This window comes from Actinomadura pelletieri DSM 43383 (assembly GCF_003634705.1).
Classification (GTDB): Bacteria; Actinomycetota; Actinomycetes; order Streptosporangiales; family Streptosporangiaceae; genus Spirillospora; species Spirillospora pelletieri.
In genome coordinates this window covers 887,825-902,218 of the sequence record NZ_RBWU01000001.1, presented here as the reverse complement: position 1 = coordinate 902,218, position 14,394 = coordinate 887,825, and the positions used below count along the sequence as shown (strand labels likewise).

The 14,394-nt window shown below is 67.3% G+C and carries 18 protein-coding genes, 1 tRNA gene and 1 other RNA gene; 8 read left to right on the top strand and 12 right to left on the bottom strand.

The genetic code is table 11. The annotated features are described in order from the left end of the window. Positions 1 to 73 precede the first annotated feature (73 nt). Genes BZB76_RS04115 through BZB76_RS04105 form a run of 3 tightly spaced genes read right to left on the bottom strand, consistent with a single transcriptional unit; the run spans position 74 to position 1,628 of the window. Complete coding sequence (locus BZB76_RS04115) at positions 74 to 622, bottom strand: DUF5063 domain-containing protein (protein WP_121432913.1); 549 nt, start codon at positions 620 to 622, stop codon at positions 74 to 76. After that, the gene (gene recR / locus BZB76_RS04110) at positions 615 to 1,214 is read right to left on the bottom strand and encodes a recombination mediator RecR (protein WP_121432912.1); all 600 of its coding nucleotides are present in this window, start codon (positions 1,212 to 1,214) and stop codon (positions 615 to 617) included. The genes BZB76_RS04115 and recR overlap by 8 nt, the downstream gene beginning before the upstream one ends. 30 nt (positions 1,215 to 1,244) lie before the next feature. Beyond that, the gene (locus BZB76_RS04105) at positions 1,245 to 1,628 is read right to left on the bottom strand and encodes a YbaB/EbfC family nucleoid-associated protein (protein WP_420534762.1); all 384 of its coding nucleotides are present in this window, start codon (positions 1,626 to 1,628) and stop codon (positions 1,245 to 1,247) included. 475 nt (positions 1,629 to 2,103) lie between these two features. Between BZB76_RS04105 and BZB76_RS04100 the strand changes: the two genes are divergently transcribed. The 3 genes from BZB76_RS04100 (at position 2,104) to BZB76_RS04090 (ending at position 6,163) form a co-directional block, all read left to right on the top strand. Further along, positions 2,104 to 3,030, top strand: a complete 927-nt coding sequence (locus tag BZB76_RS04100) for a hypothetical protein (RefSeq protein ID WP_211342813.1) — start codon at positions 2,104 to 2,106, stop codon at positions 3,028 to 3,030. Positions 3,031 to 4,209: 1,179 nt separating this feature from the next. Next, positions 4,210 to 5,532 carry a histidine--tRNA ligase gene (hisS, locus tag BZB76_RS04095; protein WP_121432910.1) on the top strand — a complete coding sequence of 441 codons (1,323 nt, stop codon included), beginning with the start codon at positions 4,210 to 4,212 and terminating at the stop codon, positions 5,530 to 5,532. A 19-nt stretch (positions 5,533 to 5,551) separates the two neighbouring features. Further along, positions 5,552 to 6,163, top strand: coding sequence for a hypothetical protein (locus tag BZB76_RS04090; protein WP_121432909.1), 612 nt, complete (start codon positions 5,552 to 5,554; stop codon positions 6,161 to 6,163). Between the two features lie 89 nt (positions 6,164 to 6,252). On the opposite strand, the gene BZB76_RS04085 is transcribed toward BZB76_RS04090, so the two are convergent. Genes BZB76_RS04085 through BZB76_RS04060 form a run of 6 tightly spaced genes read right to left on the bottom strand, consistent with a single transcriptional unit; the run spans position 6,253 to position 8,155 of the window. Then, the gene (locus BZB76_RS04085) at positions 6,253 to 6,447 is read right to left on the bottom strand and encodes a DUF397 domain-containing protein (protein ID WP_121432908.1); all 195 of its coding nucleotides are present in this window, start codon (positions 6,445 to 6,447) and stop codon (positions 6,253 to 6,255) included. Positions 6,448 to 6,476: 29 nt separating this feature from the next. After that, the gene (locus BZB76_RS04080; RefSeq protein WP_121432907.1) at positions 6,477 to 6,674 is read right to left on the bottom strand and encodes a DUF397 domain-containing protein; all 198 of its coding nucleotides are present in this window, start codon (positions 6,672 to 6,674) and stop codon (positions 6,477 to 6,479) included. 29 nt (positions 6,675 to 6,703) lie between these two features. Further along, positions 6,704 to 6,901 carry a DUF397 domain-containing protein gene (locus BZB76_RS04075; protein WP_121432906.1) on the bottom strand — a complete coding sequence of 66 codons (198 nt, stop codon included), beginning with the start codon at positions 6,899 to 6,901 and terminating at the stop codon, positions 6,704 to 6,706. A gap of 29 nt (positions 6,902 to 6,930) precedes the next feature. Beyond that, positions 6,931 to 7,128: a DUF397 domain-containing protein gene (locus tag BZB76_RS04070; RefSeq protein WP_121432905.1), complete on the bottom strand. Its 198-nt coding sequence runs from the start codon at positions 7,126 to 7,128 to the stop codon at positions 6,931 to 6,933. A gap of 29 nt (positions 7,129 to 7,157) precedes the next feature. Then, a complete protein-coding gene (locus BZB76_RS04065) occupies positions 7,158 to 7,355 on the bottom strand; it encodes a DUF397 domain-containing protein (RefSeq protein WP_121432904.1) in 198 nt (65 codons plus the stop codon). Next, complete coding sequence (locus tag BZB76_RS04060) at positions 7,352 to 8,155, bottom strand: DUF5753 domain-containing protein (protein WP_121432903.1); 804 nt, start codon at positions 8,153 to 8,155, stop codon at positions 7,352 to 7,354. Before BZB76_RS04060 ends, BZB76_RS04065 begins: the two co-directional genes overlap by 4 nt. Before the next feature lie 641 nt (positions 8,156 to 8,796). Between BZB76_RS04060 and BZB76_RS04055 the strand changes: the two genes are divergently transcribed. Genes BZB76_RS04055 through BZB76_RS04045 form a run of 3 tightly spaced genes read left to right on the top strand, consistent with a single transcriptional unit; the run spans position 8,797 to position 9,876 of the window. Further along, complete coding sequence (locus BZB76_RS04055; protein ID WP_121432902.1) at positions 8,797 to 9,036, top strand: hypothetical protein; 240 nt, start codon at positions 8,797 to 8,799, stop codon at positions 9,034 to 9,036. Further along, the gene (locus tag BZB76_RS04050; protein ID WP_121432901.1) at positions 9,036 to 9,482 is read left to right on the top strand and encodes an ATP-binding protein; all 447 of its coding nucleotides are present in this window, start codon (positions 9,036 to 9,038) and stop codon (positions 9,480 to 9,482) included. Before BZB76_RS04055 ends, BZB76_RS04050 begins: the two co-directional genes overlap by 1 nt. Positions 9,483 to 9,513: 31 nt before the next feature. Next, entirely contained in the window at positions 9,514 to 9,876 is a 363-nt protein-coding gene (locus BZB76_RS04045; protein WP_121432900.1) for a hypothetical protein, read from the top strand. Positions 9,877 to 10,055: 179 nt separating this feature from the next. Here the strand turns inward: BZB76_RS04045 and BZB76_RS04040 are convergent, their stop codons facing one another. The 3 genes from BZB76_RS04040 to ffs form a co-directional block, all read right to left on the bottom strand. Further along, complete coding sequence (locus BZB76_RS04040) at positions 10,056 to 10,526, bottom strand: NUDIX hydrolase (protein WP_121432899.1); 471 nt, start codon at positions 10,524 to 10,526, stop codon at positions 10,056 to 10,058. Between the two features lie 43 nt (positions 10,527 to 10,569). Next, a complete protein-coding gene (locus tag BZB76_RS04035) occupies positions 10,570 to 12,927 on the bottom strand; it encodes a DNA polymerase III subunit gamma and tau (RefSeq protein ID WP_121432898.1) in 2,358 nt (785 codons plus the stop codon). A 55-nt stretch (positions 12,928 to 12,982) separates the two neighbouring features. Further along, positions 12,983 to 13,078: signal recognition particle sRNA small type (ffs, locus tag BZB76_RS04030), an RNA gene on the bottom strand. 60 nt (positions 13,079 to 13,138) lie between these two features. Between ffs and BZB76_RS04025 the strand changes: the two genes are divergently transcribed. After that, positions 13,139 to 13,483, top strand: coding sequence for a DUF952 domain-containing protein (locus tag BZB76_RS04025; RefSeq protein ID WP_121432897.1), 345 nt, complete (start codon positions 13,139 to 13,141; stop codon positions 13,481 to 13,483). 10 nt (positions 13,484 to 13,493) lie between these two features. Further along, a tRNA-Ser gene (locus tag BZB76_RS04020) sits at positions 13,494 to 13,581 on the top strand. Positions 13,582 to 14,394 lie beyond the last annotated feature (813 nt).

The following is a 14,394-nucleotide window of genomic DNA, read 5'->3' as shown; positions in this document are numbered from 1 at the left end:
CCGCCAGTGGGCGTCGTCGCCCATGCCCGCATCCCGCCGTCAGAACGGGTCAGCCGGACGCTCCGGCAGGCCGTTACGGGGTGGCGGCGACCTCGGGAGCGACGTCCAGGCGGGCGTTCGCGACGAACGCGTGCAGCGCGCGCAGGGCCGCACCGGCGTGGTTGCCCCAGTGGTTGAAGTACGAGTACTGCCACCACCAGAGCGCCTCCAGGGGACGGTCCTGCTGGTAGTGCCGCAGCCCGTGGACGAGGTCGCTCGCGACGTCCACAAGGTCGTCCGACAGCCGGTACGACGTCGCCTCGGTGTCCTTGTACGGGTCGAAGACCTCGATGTACTCGTCCATCACGCTCAGCCGCTCGGCCAAACCCTGCCGGACGGCGTCGAGGTCGGGATCGTCACCGACCTCGGGCTCCCAGTTGTCCGGAAGGATCACGTCGGCACTGGCTCCGAGCTGCGCCCCCGCCAGGATCACCTGCGACACCTCGAGGAGGAGCAACGGGATGGTGTGCGGACCACCGTCCCCGCGCGCGACCGCCTCCAGACCGTTCAGGTAGTTCTCGACATGGCGTGCCACACGCTCGGCCAGCGTGTTCCAGTCCTGCGGGCTGTTGGCTTCAGACATCGAGCAGCCTCCGTCCTTCGAATGCGCGGCCAAGCGTCACCTCGTCGGCGTACTCCAGGTCGCCACCCACCGGCAGGCCGCTGGCCAGTCGGGTGACGGTGAGCCCCATGGGTTTGACGAGCCGGGCCAAGTATGTCGCCGTCGCCTCGCCTTCCAGGTTGGGATCGGTGGCGAGGATCAACTCGGTCACCGTCCCGTCGGCGAGGCGCTGCATCAGCTCGCGGATGCGCAGATCGTCCGGGCCGACGCCCTCGATCGGGCTGATCGCGCCGCCGAGGACGTGGTAGCGGCCACGGAACTCGCGGGTCTTCTCGATCGCGACGACGTCCTTGGACTCCTCCACGACACAGATCACATGGGGATCGCGGCGCGCGTCACGGCAGATCCGGCATTCCTCTTCTTCCGCGACGTTCCCGCATGTTTTGCAGAAGCGGACCTTGTCCTTGACCTCTTTGAGCGCCTTGCCGAGACGCTCCACGTCGGCCGGGTCGGCGGCGAGAAGGTGGAAGGCGATCCGCTGCGCGCTCTTGGGACCGACGCCCGGCAGCCTGCCCAGCTCGTCGATGAGGTTCTGAACCACCCCTTCGTACAACGGACCCCTCCCTTCTGTTCGTTCGTCCGCTCAGGCCCCGGAACCGCCGCCGAGCCCGGGGAAACCGCCGGGCAACCCACCGCCGGGCCCGCCGAGGCCGGGAATGCCGCCACCGCCGCCCAGCCCCTGGGCGAGCGGGCCCATCTTCTCCTGCTGCAACTCCTGCACCGCACGTCCCGCGTCACGGACCGCGGCCAGGACGAGGTCGGCGATGGTCTCCGCCGTGTCCGCCGGATCGTCGACGTCGATGGCCTTCGGGTCGATCGACAGGCCGGTGATCTCGCCCTGCCCGTTGACCGTGGCGGTGACGAGCCCGCCGCCCGCGGTCCCCGTCACCTCCGCCTCCGCGAGTTCACGCTGCGCGCTGAAGAGCTGCTCCTGCATGGCCTGCGCCTGCTGGAGCAGTTCCTGCATGTTCAACTGACCACCGGGTTCCACGGTGCACCTCCCTCTTCCGGCCGCCCGCACGGACCTTTCTCTGGCACTCCGCCAGCCACCGGATGTCCGTCCCCCGAGACTACGGGTTCGCACCAGCATGGGGTAAGTGCGCCCGCCGGTGAGCCGACTCACCGGAACGTCCCTCCGCTCCACCCGGGGGCCCGGCGTCCCCAGCCGCCCCCGCCCCGAATCCGTGCCACCGAACCACACCCGTGCCACATCCCTAAGGGTCCGATTCCGGTTCCCGAACACGCAAAGACGATCTTCTCCGAAAATCGAAATTTTAGCGTTCCGAAGTAAGACACACCGGTCCTGAGCTGCGCTTTCGAGGACCATTCAACTGTTATTCTCGCCGGTCAACGGAGGCGACAAAGGTAGAAGCCAAATACCATCCCCGAATCGCGCCATGTCGGGTCGCGACCGGCACGGCCACCGCCGAAGCGAGGTCCCCGTGAAACGTACCGGCCGTCTGACACTGTTGTCCGCCACCGTCGCCCTGTCCCTGCTCCCCGGCCACGTGGCCGCCGCCGCACCCACGCCGAAGGCCCCCTTCTGTTACGAAGAACCCTCGACCCCGGCGGCCGACATCAGCGACCTCAAATCACGCTTCAGTGCCACGAACTGGATGCCGACCCTGCAGGAGATGTACCGGCGCCGCTGGCCCAGCGGGGAGAAGCTCGCCATCGCCCAGGAGAAGGACAAGTACTGGGACCAGTTCGTGAACAAGCGGAACTTCGAAGGCTTCGCCGAGTCGATGATGGTCGCGATCCACGAGGAAACCCACATGTGGGACCTGGACCCGGCCCGGACGAGGTGGGACGTGCACATCGCGTCCTGGATCAACGCCTCACAGCAGGCGACCGCCGTCCCGCTGCACGGCGGCTTCCCTCGCCGGGAGATCCTGCCGCTCATCACCGACAAACTGAGCGACAGCATGGACGGCATCTATCTGCGCGACTCCCAGCAGGGCACCTACAAACTTCAGGGCGTCCTGGCGGAACTCAACGCCGGACTGATGGGTCTGCCCGCCGCCACCGTGGTGCAGGAGTACATCAAGGGAGTCGGCGCGAGCAACTCCCGCGACATCGCGGCCACCAACCTCCGCTACCTGCTGCTCTACCTGCGGACAGCCAAGGACAAGCACCCCGACTACTGGGCCAAGATCAAGAACGAGCCGAAGCTGCGCGAACTCGTCCTGATCCAGTTCCTACGCACGGCGTACTGGCTGGACAAGTCCGCCCCCTACGCCGACAAACTCGGCAGCCCCGACGCCGACAAGATCACCGCATCGAACTACTCCGCCCCGAACCTCGCCATCGTCGAGGAGTTCACCGGCGCCACCGTCCGCCGCGACACCGACAAACACTGCACAACCTGACCCACCCGGCGTCCTTCCGCATCGAACCCGAGCGTCAGGACCCTGCCGTCTAGGGGCACCAGTTGCGGACATGGCCACCCAGGTCGCGCGGCTCTTCTGCTTAACAGGCTCGGCAACGTCCGACGAAAACCGCTGAACAGCGGAAATGCCCGTCCCGAACCCGCGGGCTGCGTGGGCGGGAGAGCCGCCACCGGGCACCGCGCGGCGGTTATCCACAGACTCGTGTCTCGGTGGCGCCGTTGTAGGACGGGCGTTGACACTGGGCGGGCCGCGGCGGCGGTGGACGAGGTGCTGGACGCGGTGCCGGGGGGTGAGCGAGCCGCGGCTGGCCCGTCGAACTGTCCACCGCCGCGCTGCGGCACTCCGCCACCGGAACCCTCACCCGCATCGACGCCGACCTGGCGGCCCGTGGTGGATGAGAAGGCGCTGCGCCGTTGGGAGGCGCCCGACCAGGTCGGATCCGTCGGCGCGGTCGGCGGCGCGGTCGGCGGCGGAGTGGGGTCGCCCCCTGGGTGGGGGTTGCTCTCCGCCGTTGTGTACACCGGCCGCGCCTTGGGTTGCGCCTTGGGACACACCACCCTGGACCCGCCACCTTCGGTTGCGTCTTGGGACGAGCCGCCCTGGGACACACCACCCTGGGCGCGCGACCCGGGGGTGCGACCCGGGGGTGCGACCCGGGATCTGCGACCCGGGGTGTGCGGCCGGGGTGTGCGGCCCTGGGCGCGCGGCCCTGGGCGCGCGACCCAGGTGTGCGACCCAGGTGTGCGACCCAGGTGTGCGACCCAGGTGTGCGACCCAGGTGTGCGACCCAGGTGTGCGACCCAGGTGTGCGGCCCGGGCGTGCGGCCCAGGGACACACCACCCTGGGTGCACGGCCCTGAGTGCACGGCCCTGGGTGCACGGCCCTGGGTGCGCGGTCCCGGGTGCACCACCCGGGGTGCGCCCTCTGGGACGGACCGGACCCGTGCGCGTCGCGCGAGCAAAGGCGTAGGGCCCAAGCGGGACTCAGGGATGGGCTTCCGACCAGCTTGACGCGCGTTTTCTAGGACGATCCGTAGCGCAACGGTGGCCGATAGCATCGGAGGGCGTTGGCCCTCTGGTTCGTTCAACGTCCGGATGCGGCCCTGTTCCCATTACTTGTCTTGTCGCGTTAGTCAGTTACCTTGGTCAGGAGTTGCCATGGCGTCACGACAGTTCGAGCCCCCATCAGGCACCCGTGACTTCCTCGCCGGTGCGCTGCGCACCCGCGAGCGCGTGTTCGCACGAATTCGCGAGGTCTTCGAGCGGTATGGGTTCGAGCCGTTGCAGACGCCCGCCTTCGAGCGGCTGGAGACCCTGACCGGCAAGTACGGCGACGAGGGCGACAAGCTGATCTTCAAGATCCTGCGCCGTGGGGAGCATGAGGCCACGGGAGAGGCCGACCTGGCGTTGCGCTACGACATGACCGTCCCGCTTGCGCGGGTCGTCGCCGGTTACGGTTCACAGCTTCCGACACCGTACAAGCGGTACGCGATGGGGCCTGTGTGGCGGGCCGACCGTCCGGGCAAGGGCCGGTTCCGGGAATTCGCACAGTGCGATGTGGACGTGGTCGGGTCGGGGTCGCCGCTCGCCGACGCCGAGGTGGTGTGCGCCCTCACCGATGCGCTGGACGCGGTTGGCGTGCGCAACTATCGGGTCCTGGTGAACTCGCGGCAGGCGTTGTCAGGACTGCTGGAGGCCTATGGCATACCGGCGGATCTCGGCGGTGGCGTGCTCATCACCTTGGACAAGCTCGACAAGCTGTCGCCGGAGAAGGTGTCGGCCGAGTTGGTGGAGGCCCGGTCGCTGGAATCCGACATCGCGACTGCGCTGGTGGGCGACCTGACAGCCGCCGATGCCGTGGAACGAATGCAGACCGTGTTGAAAGACAGCGAAGTCGGACGCGCGGGACTGGACGAGATCGGCCAGTTGCTGGAGTTGGCGTCACCGAGGGTAGGAGCCGAGCGGATCGCGTTCGTCCCGAGCCTGGTCCGGGGCCTTGACTACTACACCGGCGTGATCTTCGAGGTGGTCGCCGAGGGAATGCCGGGATCGATCGCCAGCGGAGGCCGCTATGACGGCCTGATCTCTGCACTCGGCGGTCCGGACGTCCCGGCCTGCGGCGGCTCCCTCGGCGTCGAACGCATCATCGGGTTGCTCAGCAGCGACGACGGCGCCGAACACCGAATCGATGTCGCCGCCACGGTGATCGCCGAGGACACCGCGTCCGAGGTCATGGGCTTCGCCGCGCGTCTCCGGGACGTCGGCCTGCGGACCGAGGTGTATCTGGCCGCCAGCCGCAAGCTGGCCAAGCAGCTCAAATGGGCGGCCGACCGCAAGGCGCGATTCGCACTGATCTACGGGGCGGCCGACAAGGACGCGGGGGTCATCACGGTACGGGACATGGACACCGGCGAACAGGCTCAGGTCCCGACCGATGAGCTTGCCGCGTACCTCACCGGGAGGTGCGCGCCGTCAGAGTAACTCCATGATGGGAGCCAGGATGGGTGTGCAAGGCGATCGCATCTTCGCGACGATCCAGCAGAGGGGATTCCCCGACCCATGGTCGGCCTTCGGGGAATGCCTGTCGTGGGAAGCGGCCTACGCCGTCCAACTCAAGCAGGCCATCGACCAAGCGCGTAAGAAGCCCGACGAACAGCTCAGCCGGACCGTTTCTGGTCTGTTCGACGACAAGGCCCGCAACCTCGGCAACGCCCGCACGCTCCTCGACGATGTACTCACCGAGTACGACCAGAAAGGCATGTGGCAGATCCTGGACCAGCGCGCCGCGCGCCTGGACATCGACGACGTCTCCGAACGCTGGGCCCGAGGCCTGGTCGAGCACCCCTTCCCCATCGCGCTTCTGTCGCTCCAGTTCAACTGGCGCTACATGAAGGAACACGGCGTCCGCGCCTTCTACGAGATGACCGGACGCTACGTGGATGACCTCGCCGCCAACACCCGCCGCTGGGCTCAGGCCTGGGCCACCGAGGCGGCATCCGGAGTAATCGATCGGGTCACCACCGTCGAGTGCGACCTCGCCTCCGAGGAGGCCCCCATGCATTGCGACATCTGCAAGAAGACCATCACCGCCCTGCTCTACCTGGACGAGTAACCCGCCAGCTCCGGGCCCTTCGCCACCTCAGCGAAGGGCCTGGAACCCGCGGAGAACCAGAGGGGCGGCCCCGAAGAGCCGTCACAGCCCTAGAGGTTCAGGTCGCTGGATTTGATTCGGGTGATGAGGACACGGAAGGTGTCACGAGAGACGGCGAGGTGACCGTGATGGGGGTTCTTGCTGTCGCGAATACCGATCTTGCCGCCAAGCGAGGCCAGCTCGACACAGTCACCAGCCGTCCCGCCCATGCCCGATCTACTGCTCTTGCGCCACTCGACGTTCACTGAGGACGCTCCATCCTTTGCTGGCAGGGCTACAGGTCCAGGCCCCCGGACTTGATCTCGTTAACGAGGTCACGCAGGGCGCCACGGCCAACCGTCAGGTGGCCCTTGCGAGGGTTCTTGCTGTCGCGAATGCTGATCACACCGCCCAGCAAGGCCAGCTCCACACAGTCACCGGACGTCCCGCCGGTGGTGCCTGACTTGCTGCTCTTGCGCCACTCGACGCCCATTGAGGACGCTCCATCCTTTGCTGGAAGGGCTACAGGTCCAGGTCGCCGGACTTGATCTCGTTGACCAGGTCACGGAGGGCATCACGACCAACCGTCAGGTGACCGTGATTGGGGTTCTTGCTGTCGCGAATACCGATCTTGCCGTTCATGGAAGCCAGTTCGACACAGTCGCCCATGGTGCCCCCGCCGCCGCCTGACCTGCTGCTCTTGCGCCACTCGACGTTCACTGAGGACGCTCCATCCTTTGCTGGCAGGGCTACAGGTCCAAGTCGCCGGTCTTGATCTCGTTGACCAGGTCACGCAGAACATCACGGCCAACCGTTAGGTGGCCCTTGCGAGGGTTCTTGCTGTCGCGGATACCGATCTTGCCGTTCAAGGAAGCTAGTTCGACACAGTCGCCAGCGGTCCCGCCGCCCGCGCCGGATCGGCTGCTCTTGCGCCACTCGATGTTCACCAGAGACGCTCCATCTCTTGCTAGGAGGACTAGAGGTCCAGGTCGCCAGCCTTGATCTCGTTGACAAGGTCACGCAAGGCGACGCGGCCAACCATCAGGTGACCGCTGTGGGGGCTCTTGCTGTCGCGGATACCGATCTTGCCGTTCATGGAAGCCAGTTCGACACAGTCGCCCATGGTGCCCCCGCCGCCGCCTGACCTGCTGCTCTTGCGCCACTCGATGTTCATCGGAGATGCTCCAACCTTTGGGCTATCAGCTCTCGAGAGCTTTCTTCGGTCAGGGCCTTGGCCCCAATTCGGTCATACCGTAGGGCCAGTTCCCTGACTTCCACGGCGTCATGAACCAGTTTGCCCCCTAGCTGCGCCCACATGTAACCCACATTTGCCCCGGATGATGTGGTGATCAGCTCGAAGTTCCCGTCTGAGCCAACATGCCAGGTTCTTGCCGGGATGATTCTCACGCTGGTCTGTTCGGTGAGGCCCAGAAGCGCTTGGAGTTGCCCCCGCTTGTCCTCGACAGGGATTGGTGGGTCAAGAGCCTCCTCGTCGATCAGGGCCCAGAGTTCCAGCTTCGGGAGCTGGCCCAGCAGAAGCTTAGACCGGGCCAGTCGCTCCCGGACGGCAGCCTCAACATCTCGGACGACACGTACGGTTGTCAGCAGATGCCGTGCGTACGCCTCCGTCTGGAACGGGACCGGGATGTACTTCGAGATGTGAAGCTTGATGATCAACGCGTCCATCTCGAAGTCGACCAGTTGCTTCCACCATTCTTGGTCGCGGCCGAGGGCGACGGCGTACTTGCGGAGGACTCGGAATAAAGTACCCCAAGCCTCGTCAAGTAGCTCGGCTTGGACGGAGGTCATGTGGAGGCGTCCGGCCTCTGTGTTTGCTACTCGCTGTTTGTCGGCCTGAATGATCTCGGCGACCTGGGACTGCGAGAGCCCGCGTCGTAGACGCTCTGTTCGCAGGTAGACGGCGATCAGATTCCAGAACGAGTCCTCTGGGCGAAGATCGTCGGCGGCACTCATGTGGCACTCCGGGGGGTAGTAAAAATGCCCGTACAACTAGCGCGCGTCTTCTCCTGTGAGCATTCTATCCCTCGGATCGCGCGACCGGGAGCCAAATCAGGCAAGTGTTCCCTTGCCCCGCTATCGAAAGTCCGAAGAATGGCAGATGGAGCCTTATATGTGGAACGGAAGCGTATGGTCAGTTATTGTCCGCTTTCTACCGGCCCCATCGCTGATCCGAACCCGATGGCAGAACGCGTCCCGGAACGTGGGGTGACTGCGATGCTCGCCCAGGTCATATGGCAGTCGGCACTGCTCGTCGGGGCCGGTCTGATCGGGTTTCTGCTGTACCCCTGCTTGTTCCTGCGTCCGACCGGCGTCCACAGGAAGCGCGCCACGACCGCCTCACAGGGTTCTGCGCCGGTCCGGGCTCGTTCTGCCGCGAGCGCAAGGGAGAAGCGGCCACGCCAGGTGCAGAGGACGCGGGGAGCTGTCGCACGCCGATGACGACCACCGGCGGAGGCGCGGTTTCGGATCGCTCTCTGGCGGGCGCCGCGCGGCGCGGCCGACACAAGTGAAGAAGCCGGTCCTCAGGAAGGTGTCACCAGCACTACGTCCTGGGGACCGGCCCCAAAACAGCCCGACTGGAAGGAGCCGGACTAATGGTCGATGTTACGGGGAGGCCGCTGGAGAAGTTGGCGGTCGAGTTCAAGCAGCGGGGATACCCCGCCACGGTGAACGGGGAGACGCTGGTTACCCAACGTGGGCGGGTCATCGTGTGCGACGGGCGGCGATTCCGGTGGGGCGGTGCGCGCGGCCACGTCATCGGGGACGTCGGGGCTGAGTCGGCGGTGGCGGAACGGGCGATCCTGGTCCTGCGGCAGATCGCGCGGGGGTCGTGATGGCGGGCAGCGGCGTGGACGCAATGGACGTCCAGGTCCTGGACGTGACGTTCCGACCCGCACCGACGGTTCCAGGGCAGGTTCGGATGCTGGTGGAACTGCGGCTCATCGAGTGGGGTCTCGCTCAACTCGTCGACGATGTGACGCTGATCGCCAGCGAGCTGGTTACGAACGCTGTGCAGCACACGTTCGGCCCACAGATCCGGGTCAGGTTCACGCGCGAGCCGCACGGCGTGCTGCTCGGGGTGTGGGACGGCTCGGACGTGTTGCCTCTGCGCGGACGAGTCGCGGAGACTGCGTCCAATGCGACGGGTCCGCTGGAGGCAGGACTCGAAGACGAGACGAGCGGCCGAGGGCTGCCGATCGTGGCAGCGTTGGCGACCAGGTTCGGTGTGTCCCGGACACAGCCCCACGGGAAATGGACGTGGGCACGTGTGTCGGAGTGACGCGGTCGAGGTGGCGCGAGGACTGCGTCAGATGATCGGCCGGTCTCGGGTCGTGCTGGAGTGGCGGACGTTCGCGGGACACGATGCGGCGGTACAACGGCTGGAACTGCTCCGGGTGGCGCTGTTGCCTCTGGGCTGGTGTTGTGTCGGCTTGTACGACAAGCAGGAGTTCCGGTTTCCTGTACCGCTGCTGTGGGTGTACGCGAGCGGAGCGGCCGATGCCGTGGGGGCCGCGGTGACCGTCCGAGCGATGCCGAGGCAGGCGTGGGGCTACTTCGAGGCAGGAAACGGACGCGACGGGTTCGTGTCTCCGTGTGGGGATGTGAAACAGGCAGCCGAAGCGCTCGACCTCCTTTTAAGGCATCGCATGTCCCCGCGGAGTACATGGGTCTGATCGCAGTCGCGGACGGCACGATGCGCGGGTCGGGTCCTGGCCGTCCGGGACGTGGCCGGGGCGGGCGGGACCGTAGAAGACGCCCCGGTGATGCGGCCTGCTGTGGTGGAGGCGCTTGATCGGCTAGTTCGGTGGCCAGCGAGGTTGAGCGGCATCTCGCGTGGACCAGCGGCCGAACACTAGCCGAGGTGAGGCGAGTTTCCACCTGCGTGGAAATGGCGCAGTCTCAGCCGCTGCGTCGGGTGCATCGACAGGTCGTCCAACTCCTCGGTCGGCGTCCAACGGACTTCCAGTGATTCGTCACTGACCTGGAGGTCGCCGCCCAGCAGGCGGGCCTTGAAGCACACGTTGAACTGGCGACGCACCTCGCCGTCCGAGTAAGCGATGATGTGGCGCGGGTCGGTGTAGATGCCGACCAGTCCGGTGACCTCGATGTCGTAGCCAGTCTCTTCTTTGACTTCCCGGACGGCCGTCTCCGGTAGCGACTCGTCCAGGTTCATCCCGCCGCCGGGCAAGGCCCAGAGCCCAGAGTCCGCACGTCGTTGCATTAGTACTTCTCCGTGCTCGTCGGTGACGACGGCCGAGGCCGCCACGACCATGGAGTTCGGTGCCGGTGCGTCTGGATCGTCGTAGTACTCGATGCGAGCCATGGTCGTTCCTACCCGGCGACCGGTGCGGGTGGTGGTCGTTGGGTTAGGGCTGGGTGGTGGAGGTGTCGAACTCTCGGATGATCTGGCCGCCGAGTTCGCGCTGGAGGAGCGCCATGCCGCTGGTCTCGGCCTCGACGCCGTCGGCGTCCGCGTCGCCTTCGGGGTCGACCTCGTCGCTCTCGTCCACCGGTACCGGTTCGGGTGGCGGAGGCGGCTCGTCCGGCGGAGGCGGCGCTTCCTGGGCCTGTTCGGGCCGTGGCGGGTTCGGCTGGACGGACGACCGCGGCTGCGGTGTCGGGTTCGGTGCCGCCGCCGCACCGAACCCGGCGCTAGGGCCTGATCGGCCGGGCGGGGGCGCTGCGCCGACCACGGTCTCGATCCGCCAGTCGACCCCCATTCGCTCCTTGAACACCTCACGCAGGACGGCGTCACGGCCGCCGTTGACGAAGCCCAGGCGGCGTCCTTCCGCATCGAACCCGAGCGTCAGGACCCTGCCGTCCAAGGCCACCGGCTGCACGCCGGACATGATGACCATCCAGGTCGCGCGGCTCTTCTGCTTAACGGCCTCCACAATGTCCGGCCAGAACCGCTGAACAGCGGAAATGTCCACCCCGCCGCCCGAACCTGCGGGCTGGGTGGTCGTTTCACCTGCGCTGGCGGGAGTGCCGCCAGCGGATGCCGCGCGGCGGTTATCCACAGACTCGTGTCCTGGTGGCGCCGCAGTAGGACGGGGATTGACACTGGCAGTGGGGTCGCCCCCTTGGACAGGTGGGGGTTGCTCTCCGCCGTTGTGGTTACCGCCCGCGCCCAGGGTTGAGCCTGGGGACGCGCCGCCCTGGAGGGAGCCGCCCTGGGGTACGCCTCCCTGGGGTGAGCCTCCAAGTGATCGGGTGCCTTGCGGCGGGGCCCCATGGGGTGCGCCGCCTTGCGAGGGCGCGCCTTGGGTCGAGCCGCTCTGAGACGGACCGCCGTGGGGTTGGCCGCCTTGAGATGGGGCCTCCTGGGACGGTCCGCCTTGAGACGCACCGGTTCCAGACGGGCTGCCCTGAGGCGGGCCCCCATGTGATGCGTCACCGTGGGACGGGGCGCCTGGGGTCGAGCCTCCATGAGGCGGGCCACCCTGGGGCAGGCCGCCGTTCTGGAATGCACCGCCCTGAGAGATGCCCTGGGGTGCTGGTGGGGGGGTGGACTGGAACGTTGGCGACGGAAAGCCCTGGGCGCCTGAGGCGGGGAAGCCGCCTTGGGTGGCCTGGCGTTCCAGGTGGTCCAGGCGGGCGAAGACGGACGACTCGTCCTCGTATGCGGCCGGGAGGAGGATGCGGGCGCAGATCAGTTCGAGCAGCAGTCTCGGGGACGTGGCGCCGCGCATCTCGGTGAGGCCGGTGTGCAGCAGGTCGGCCGCGCGGGTCAGTTCCCCCGGGCCCAGCGACGACGCCTGGCGTTGCATCTGCTCGAGTTGGTCCGGCGGGACGTTCAGCAGCCCCGAACCGGCCGCCTCCGGGACATTCGCCAAGATCACCAGGTCGCGGAAGCGTTCCAGCAGGTCGGCGGCGAATCGGCGCGGGTCCTGGCCGCTTTCGATCACCCGGTCGATCGCGGCGAAGACGGCGGCGCCGTCCCGGCCCGCGAAGGCGGCGATGACCTCGTCCAGCAGTGCCGAATCGGTGTATCCGAGCAGCGAGACGGCGCGGGCGTAGGTGATGCCGTTCTCGTCCGAACCGGCGAGGAGCTGGTCGAGGATCGAGAGTGTGTCGCGGGCGGAGCCCGCACCGGCCCGGACGGCCAGCGGCAGCGCGGACGGCTCGTACGGCACGTCCTCGGCCTGCAGGATTTCCTCGACGAGCTCCTGCAGGACGCCCGGCGGAATCAGCCGGAACGGGTAGTGGTGCGTGCGCGACCTGATCGTGCCGATGACCTTTTCGGGCTCGGTGGTCGCGAACACGAACTTCAGGTGCGGCGGCGGCTCCTCGACGAGCTTCAGCAGCGCGTTGAAGCCGCCGCTGGTGACCATGTGCGCCTCGTCGATGATGTACACCTTGAAGCGCGCCGACACGGGGGTGAAGAAGGCTCGTTCTCGCAGGTCACGGGCGTCGTCGACACCGCCGTGGGACGCGGCGTCGATCTCGATCACGTCGATGTGGCCGAGCCCGCCGGGGCCGAGCGCCACGCACGACTCGCACTTGCCGCACGGGTCGGGGGTCGGCCCCTGTTCGCAGTTCAGCGAGCGGGCGAGGATACGGGCGCTGGACGTCTTGCCGCAGCCGCGCGGACCACTGAACAGGTACGCGTGGTTGATCCGACCGTTGCGCAGAGCCTGCTGGAGGGGCTCGGCGACGTGCTCCTGCCCTTTCAGCTCGGCGAACGTCGCTGGCCGGTACTTGCGGTACAGAGCCAGACTCATCGGGGGCCGCCCTCCTCGGGAAGCAGAGCGTCGAACTGCGGTGGTCGCCGTCAAACCAAGGGACCCCCCGCACACCCGCCAGAGCCTGCTTATCCTTGCTGCCTTCCGGCCCTGGGGAGGTTCACAGGGTGACGCCGTGCGAGGGGTCCACCTCAGTCTATGGCATCCCCCGCCCGGGATTGCCACGCTTCACGCGCGTAGTCTCCGCCGCATGCCTCCCTCGACGCGCGACACGCTCCTGCACATCGCCCAACGGTCCCATTGGCAGGCCGCTCAGGACACAGGAGGGCCGTACAGGATGTCGACCCTGGGCAGAACGCTCGACGACGAGGGCTTCATCCACTGCTCGTCCGATATGCCCCAGGTGGACGGCGTCCTGGACCGGTTCTACGCCGCCGTCCCTCCCTCTGAGCTGGTCCTGTTGGTGATCGACGTGTCCCGCCTGGACGCCCCCGTCCGCTATGAGCCGGTCGGCGATGAGGTCTTCCCGCACGTCTACGGACCGATCCCCGTGGCCTCCGTAATTGATGTCAGGTCACTGCCCCAGAACCGGTAAGCTGCCCCGTGGAGGATTCGCCTAGTGGCCTAGGGCGCACGCTTGGAAAGCGTGTTGCGTGCAAGCGCTCGCGAGTTCGAATCTCGCATCCTCCGCCAGGCCCAGTGAGGCAGAAGGTCGCCGGTACCCGTACGGGTGCCGGCGATTTGCTTGTGTCCGCCCTTCTGCGGGCCAGGGCACGATCGTCGGTCAGCCTTCGGCCGTGTTCGAGTCGTCGGGCGGGAACAGTGCCTCGCACACGCTCGTCACCAGCGGGGCGAGGGTGTCGCCGAGGGCCGGTGGCGGGCCGTCGCGGTGAATGCTCAACCCTGGAGCCTCCCGGACGGGGACCCAGGGGATGCCATCCCTGTACACAGGCGCGTCCCGTAGCCGACCGTCGTGTTCGACCAGCACCGCGGAGACATGAAGGACGTCCCGGTCGGCGGGCCCGTGATCGTGCACCCGAACCCGGCGGGTGAGCGCAGCGTCCGTGCGGAGCAGCTCCGCTACGACGGGTGCCGCGTAGTTCCTGTCCCGGCCTCGATGCAGGTCTCGGCGACGGCATTGCTCTCGGTGTAGAGGGGTCTCCGTGAACACCGGCGCGTACCCGGCGGCCACCAGCAGCAGGTTCCGGTCGCGCAGCGGGACGCGACGCGGCGCATCTCTCCAACGGCCGACGCCAAGGCTTCCTCGCGGCGCAGCAGGCCGACCGGGCCCACCTGCGGTCGCCGTCCTCCAACATCTTCTTGGACGTTCTCCGGGACGACCATCTCTTGGAGTCGACGACGACCACGTGACCGTTCGGCGTGATGACCAGGTGGGGGGAGGCCGGCGTGGAACCCGGGTATCGCCCGGTCGTGCAGGACGACGAACCCGCGCGTCTCCAACCGCCGGAGCATGCGCGCGGACTCGCGTTCGGGGGCGCCCCCATG

What these genes read in the sequence shown, in the direction of transcription:
- BZB76_RS04115 (WP_121432913.1), bottom strand. Translation starts at nt 622, where the DNA reads ATGTCTGAAGCCAACAGCCCGCAGGACTGGAACACGCTGGCCGAGCGT.
- BZB76_RS04105 (WP_420534762.1), bottom strand. Translation starts at nt 1,628, where the DNA reads ATGCAGGAACTGCTCCAGCAGGCGCAGGCCATGCAGGAGCAGCTCTTC.
- hisS (WP_121432910.1), top strand. Translation starts at nt 4,210, where the DNA reads ATGGCGTCACGACAGTTCGAGCCCCCATCAGGCACCCGTGACTTCCTC.
- BZB76_RS04090 (WP_121432909.1), top strand. Translation starts at nt 5,552, where the DNA reads ATGGGTGTGCAAGGCGATCGCATCTTCGCGACGATCCAGCAGAGGGGA.
- BZB76_RS04080 (WP_121432907.1), bottom strand. Translation starts at nt 6,674, where the DNA reads ATGGGCGTCGAGTGGCGCAAGAGCAGCAAGTCAGGCACCACCGGCGGG.
- BZB76_RS04065 (WP_121432904.1), bottom strand. Translation starts at nt 7,355, where the DNA reads ATGAACATCGAGTGGCGCAAGAGCAGCAGGTCAGGCGGCGGCGGGGGC.
- BZB76_RS04060 (WP_121432903.1), bottom strand. Translation starts at nt 8,155, where the DNA reads ATGAGTGCCGCCGACGATCTTCGCCCAGAGGACTCGTTCTGGAATCTG.
- BZB76_RS04055 (WP_121432902.1), top strand. Translation starts at nt 8,797, where the DNA reads ATGGTCGATGTTACGGGGAGGCCGCTGGAGAAGTTGGCGGTCGAGTTC.
- BZB76_RS04050 (WP_121432901.1), top strand. Translation starts at nt 9,036, where the DNA reads ATGGCGGGCAGCGGCGTGGACGCAATGGACGTCCAGGTCCTGGACGTG.
- BZB76_RS04045 (WP_121432900.1), top strand. Translation starts at nt 9,514, where the DNA reads ATGATCGGCCGGTCTCGGGTCGTGCTGGAGTGGCGGACGTTCGCGGGA.
- BZB76_RS04040 (WP_121432899.1), bottom strand. Translation starts at nt 10,526, where the DNA reads ATGGCTCGCATCGAGTACTACGACGATCCAGACGCACCGGCACCGAAC.
- BZB76_RS04035 (WP_121432898.1), bottom strand. Translation starts at nt 12,927, where the DNA reads ATGAGTCTGGCTCTGTACCGCAAGTACCGGCCAGCGACGTTCGCCGAG.
- BZB76_RS04025 (WP_121432897.1), top strand. Translation starts at nt 13,139, where the DNA reads ATGCCTCCCTCGACGCGCGACACGCTCCTGCACATCGCCCAACGGTCC.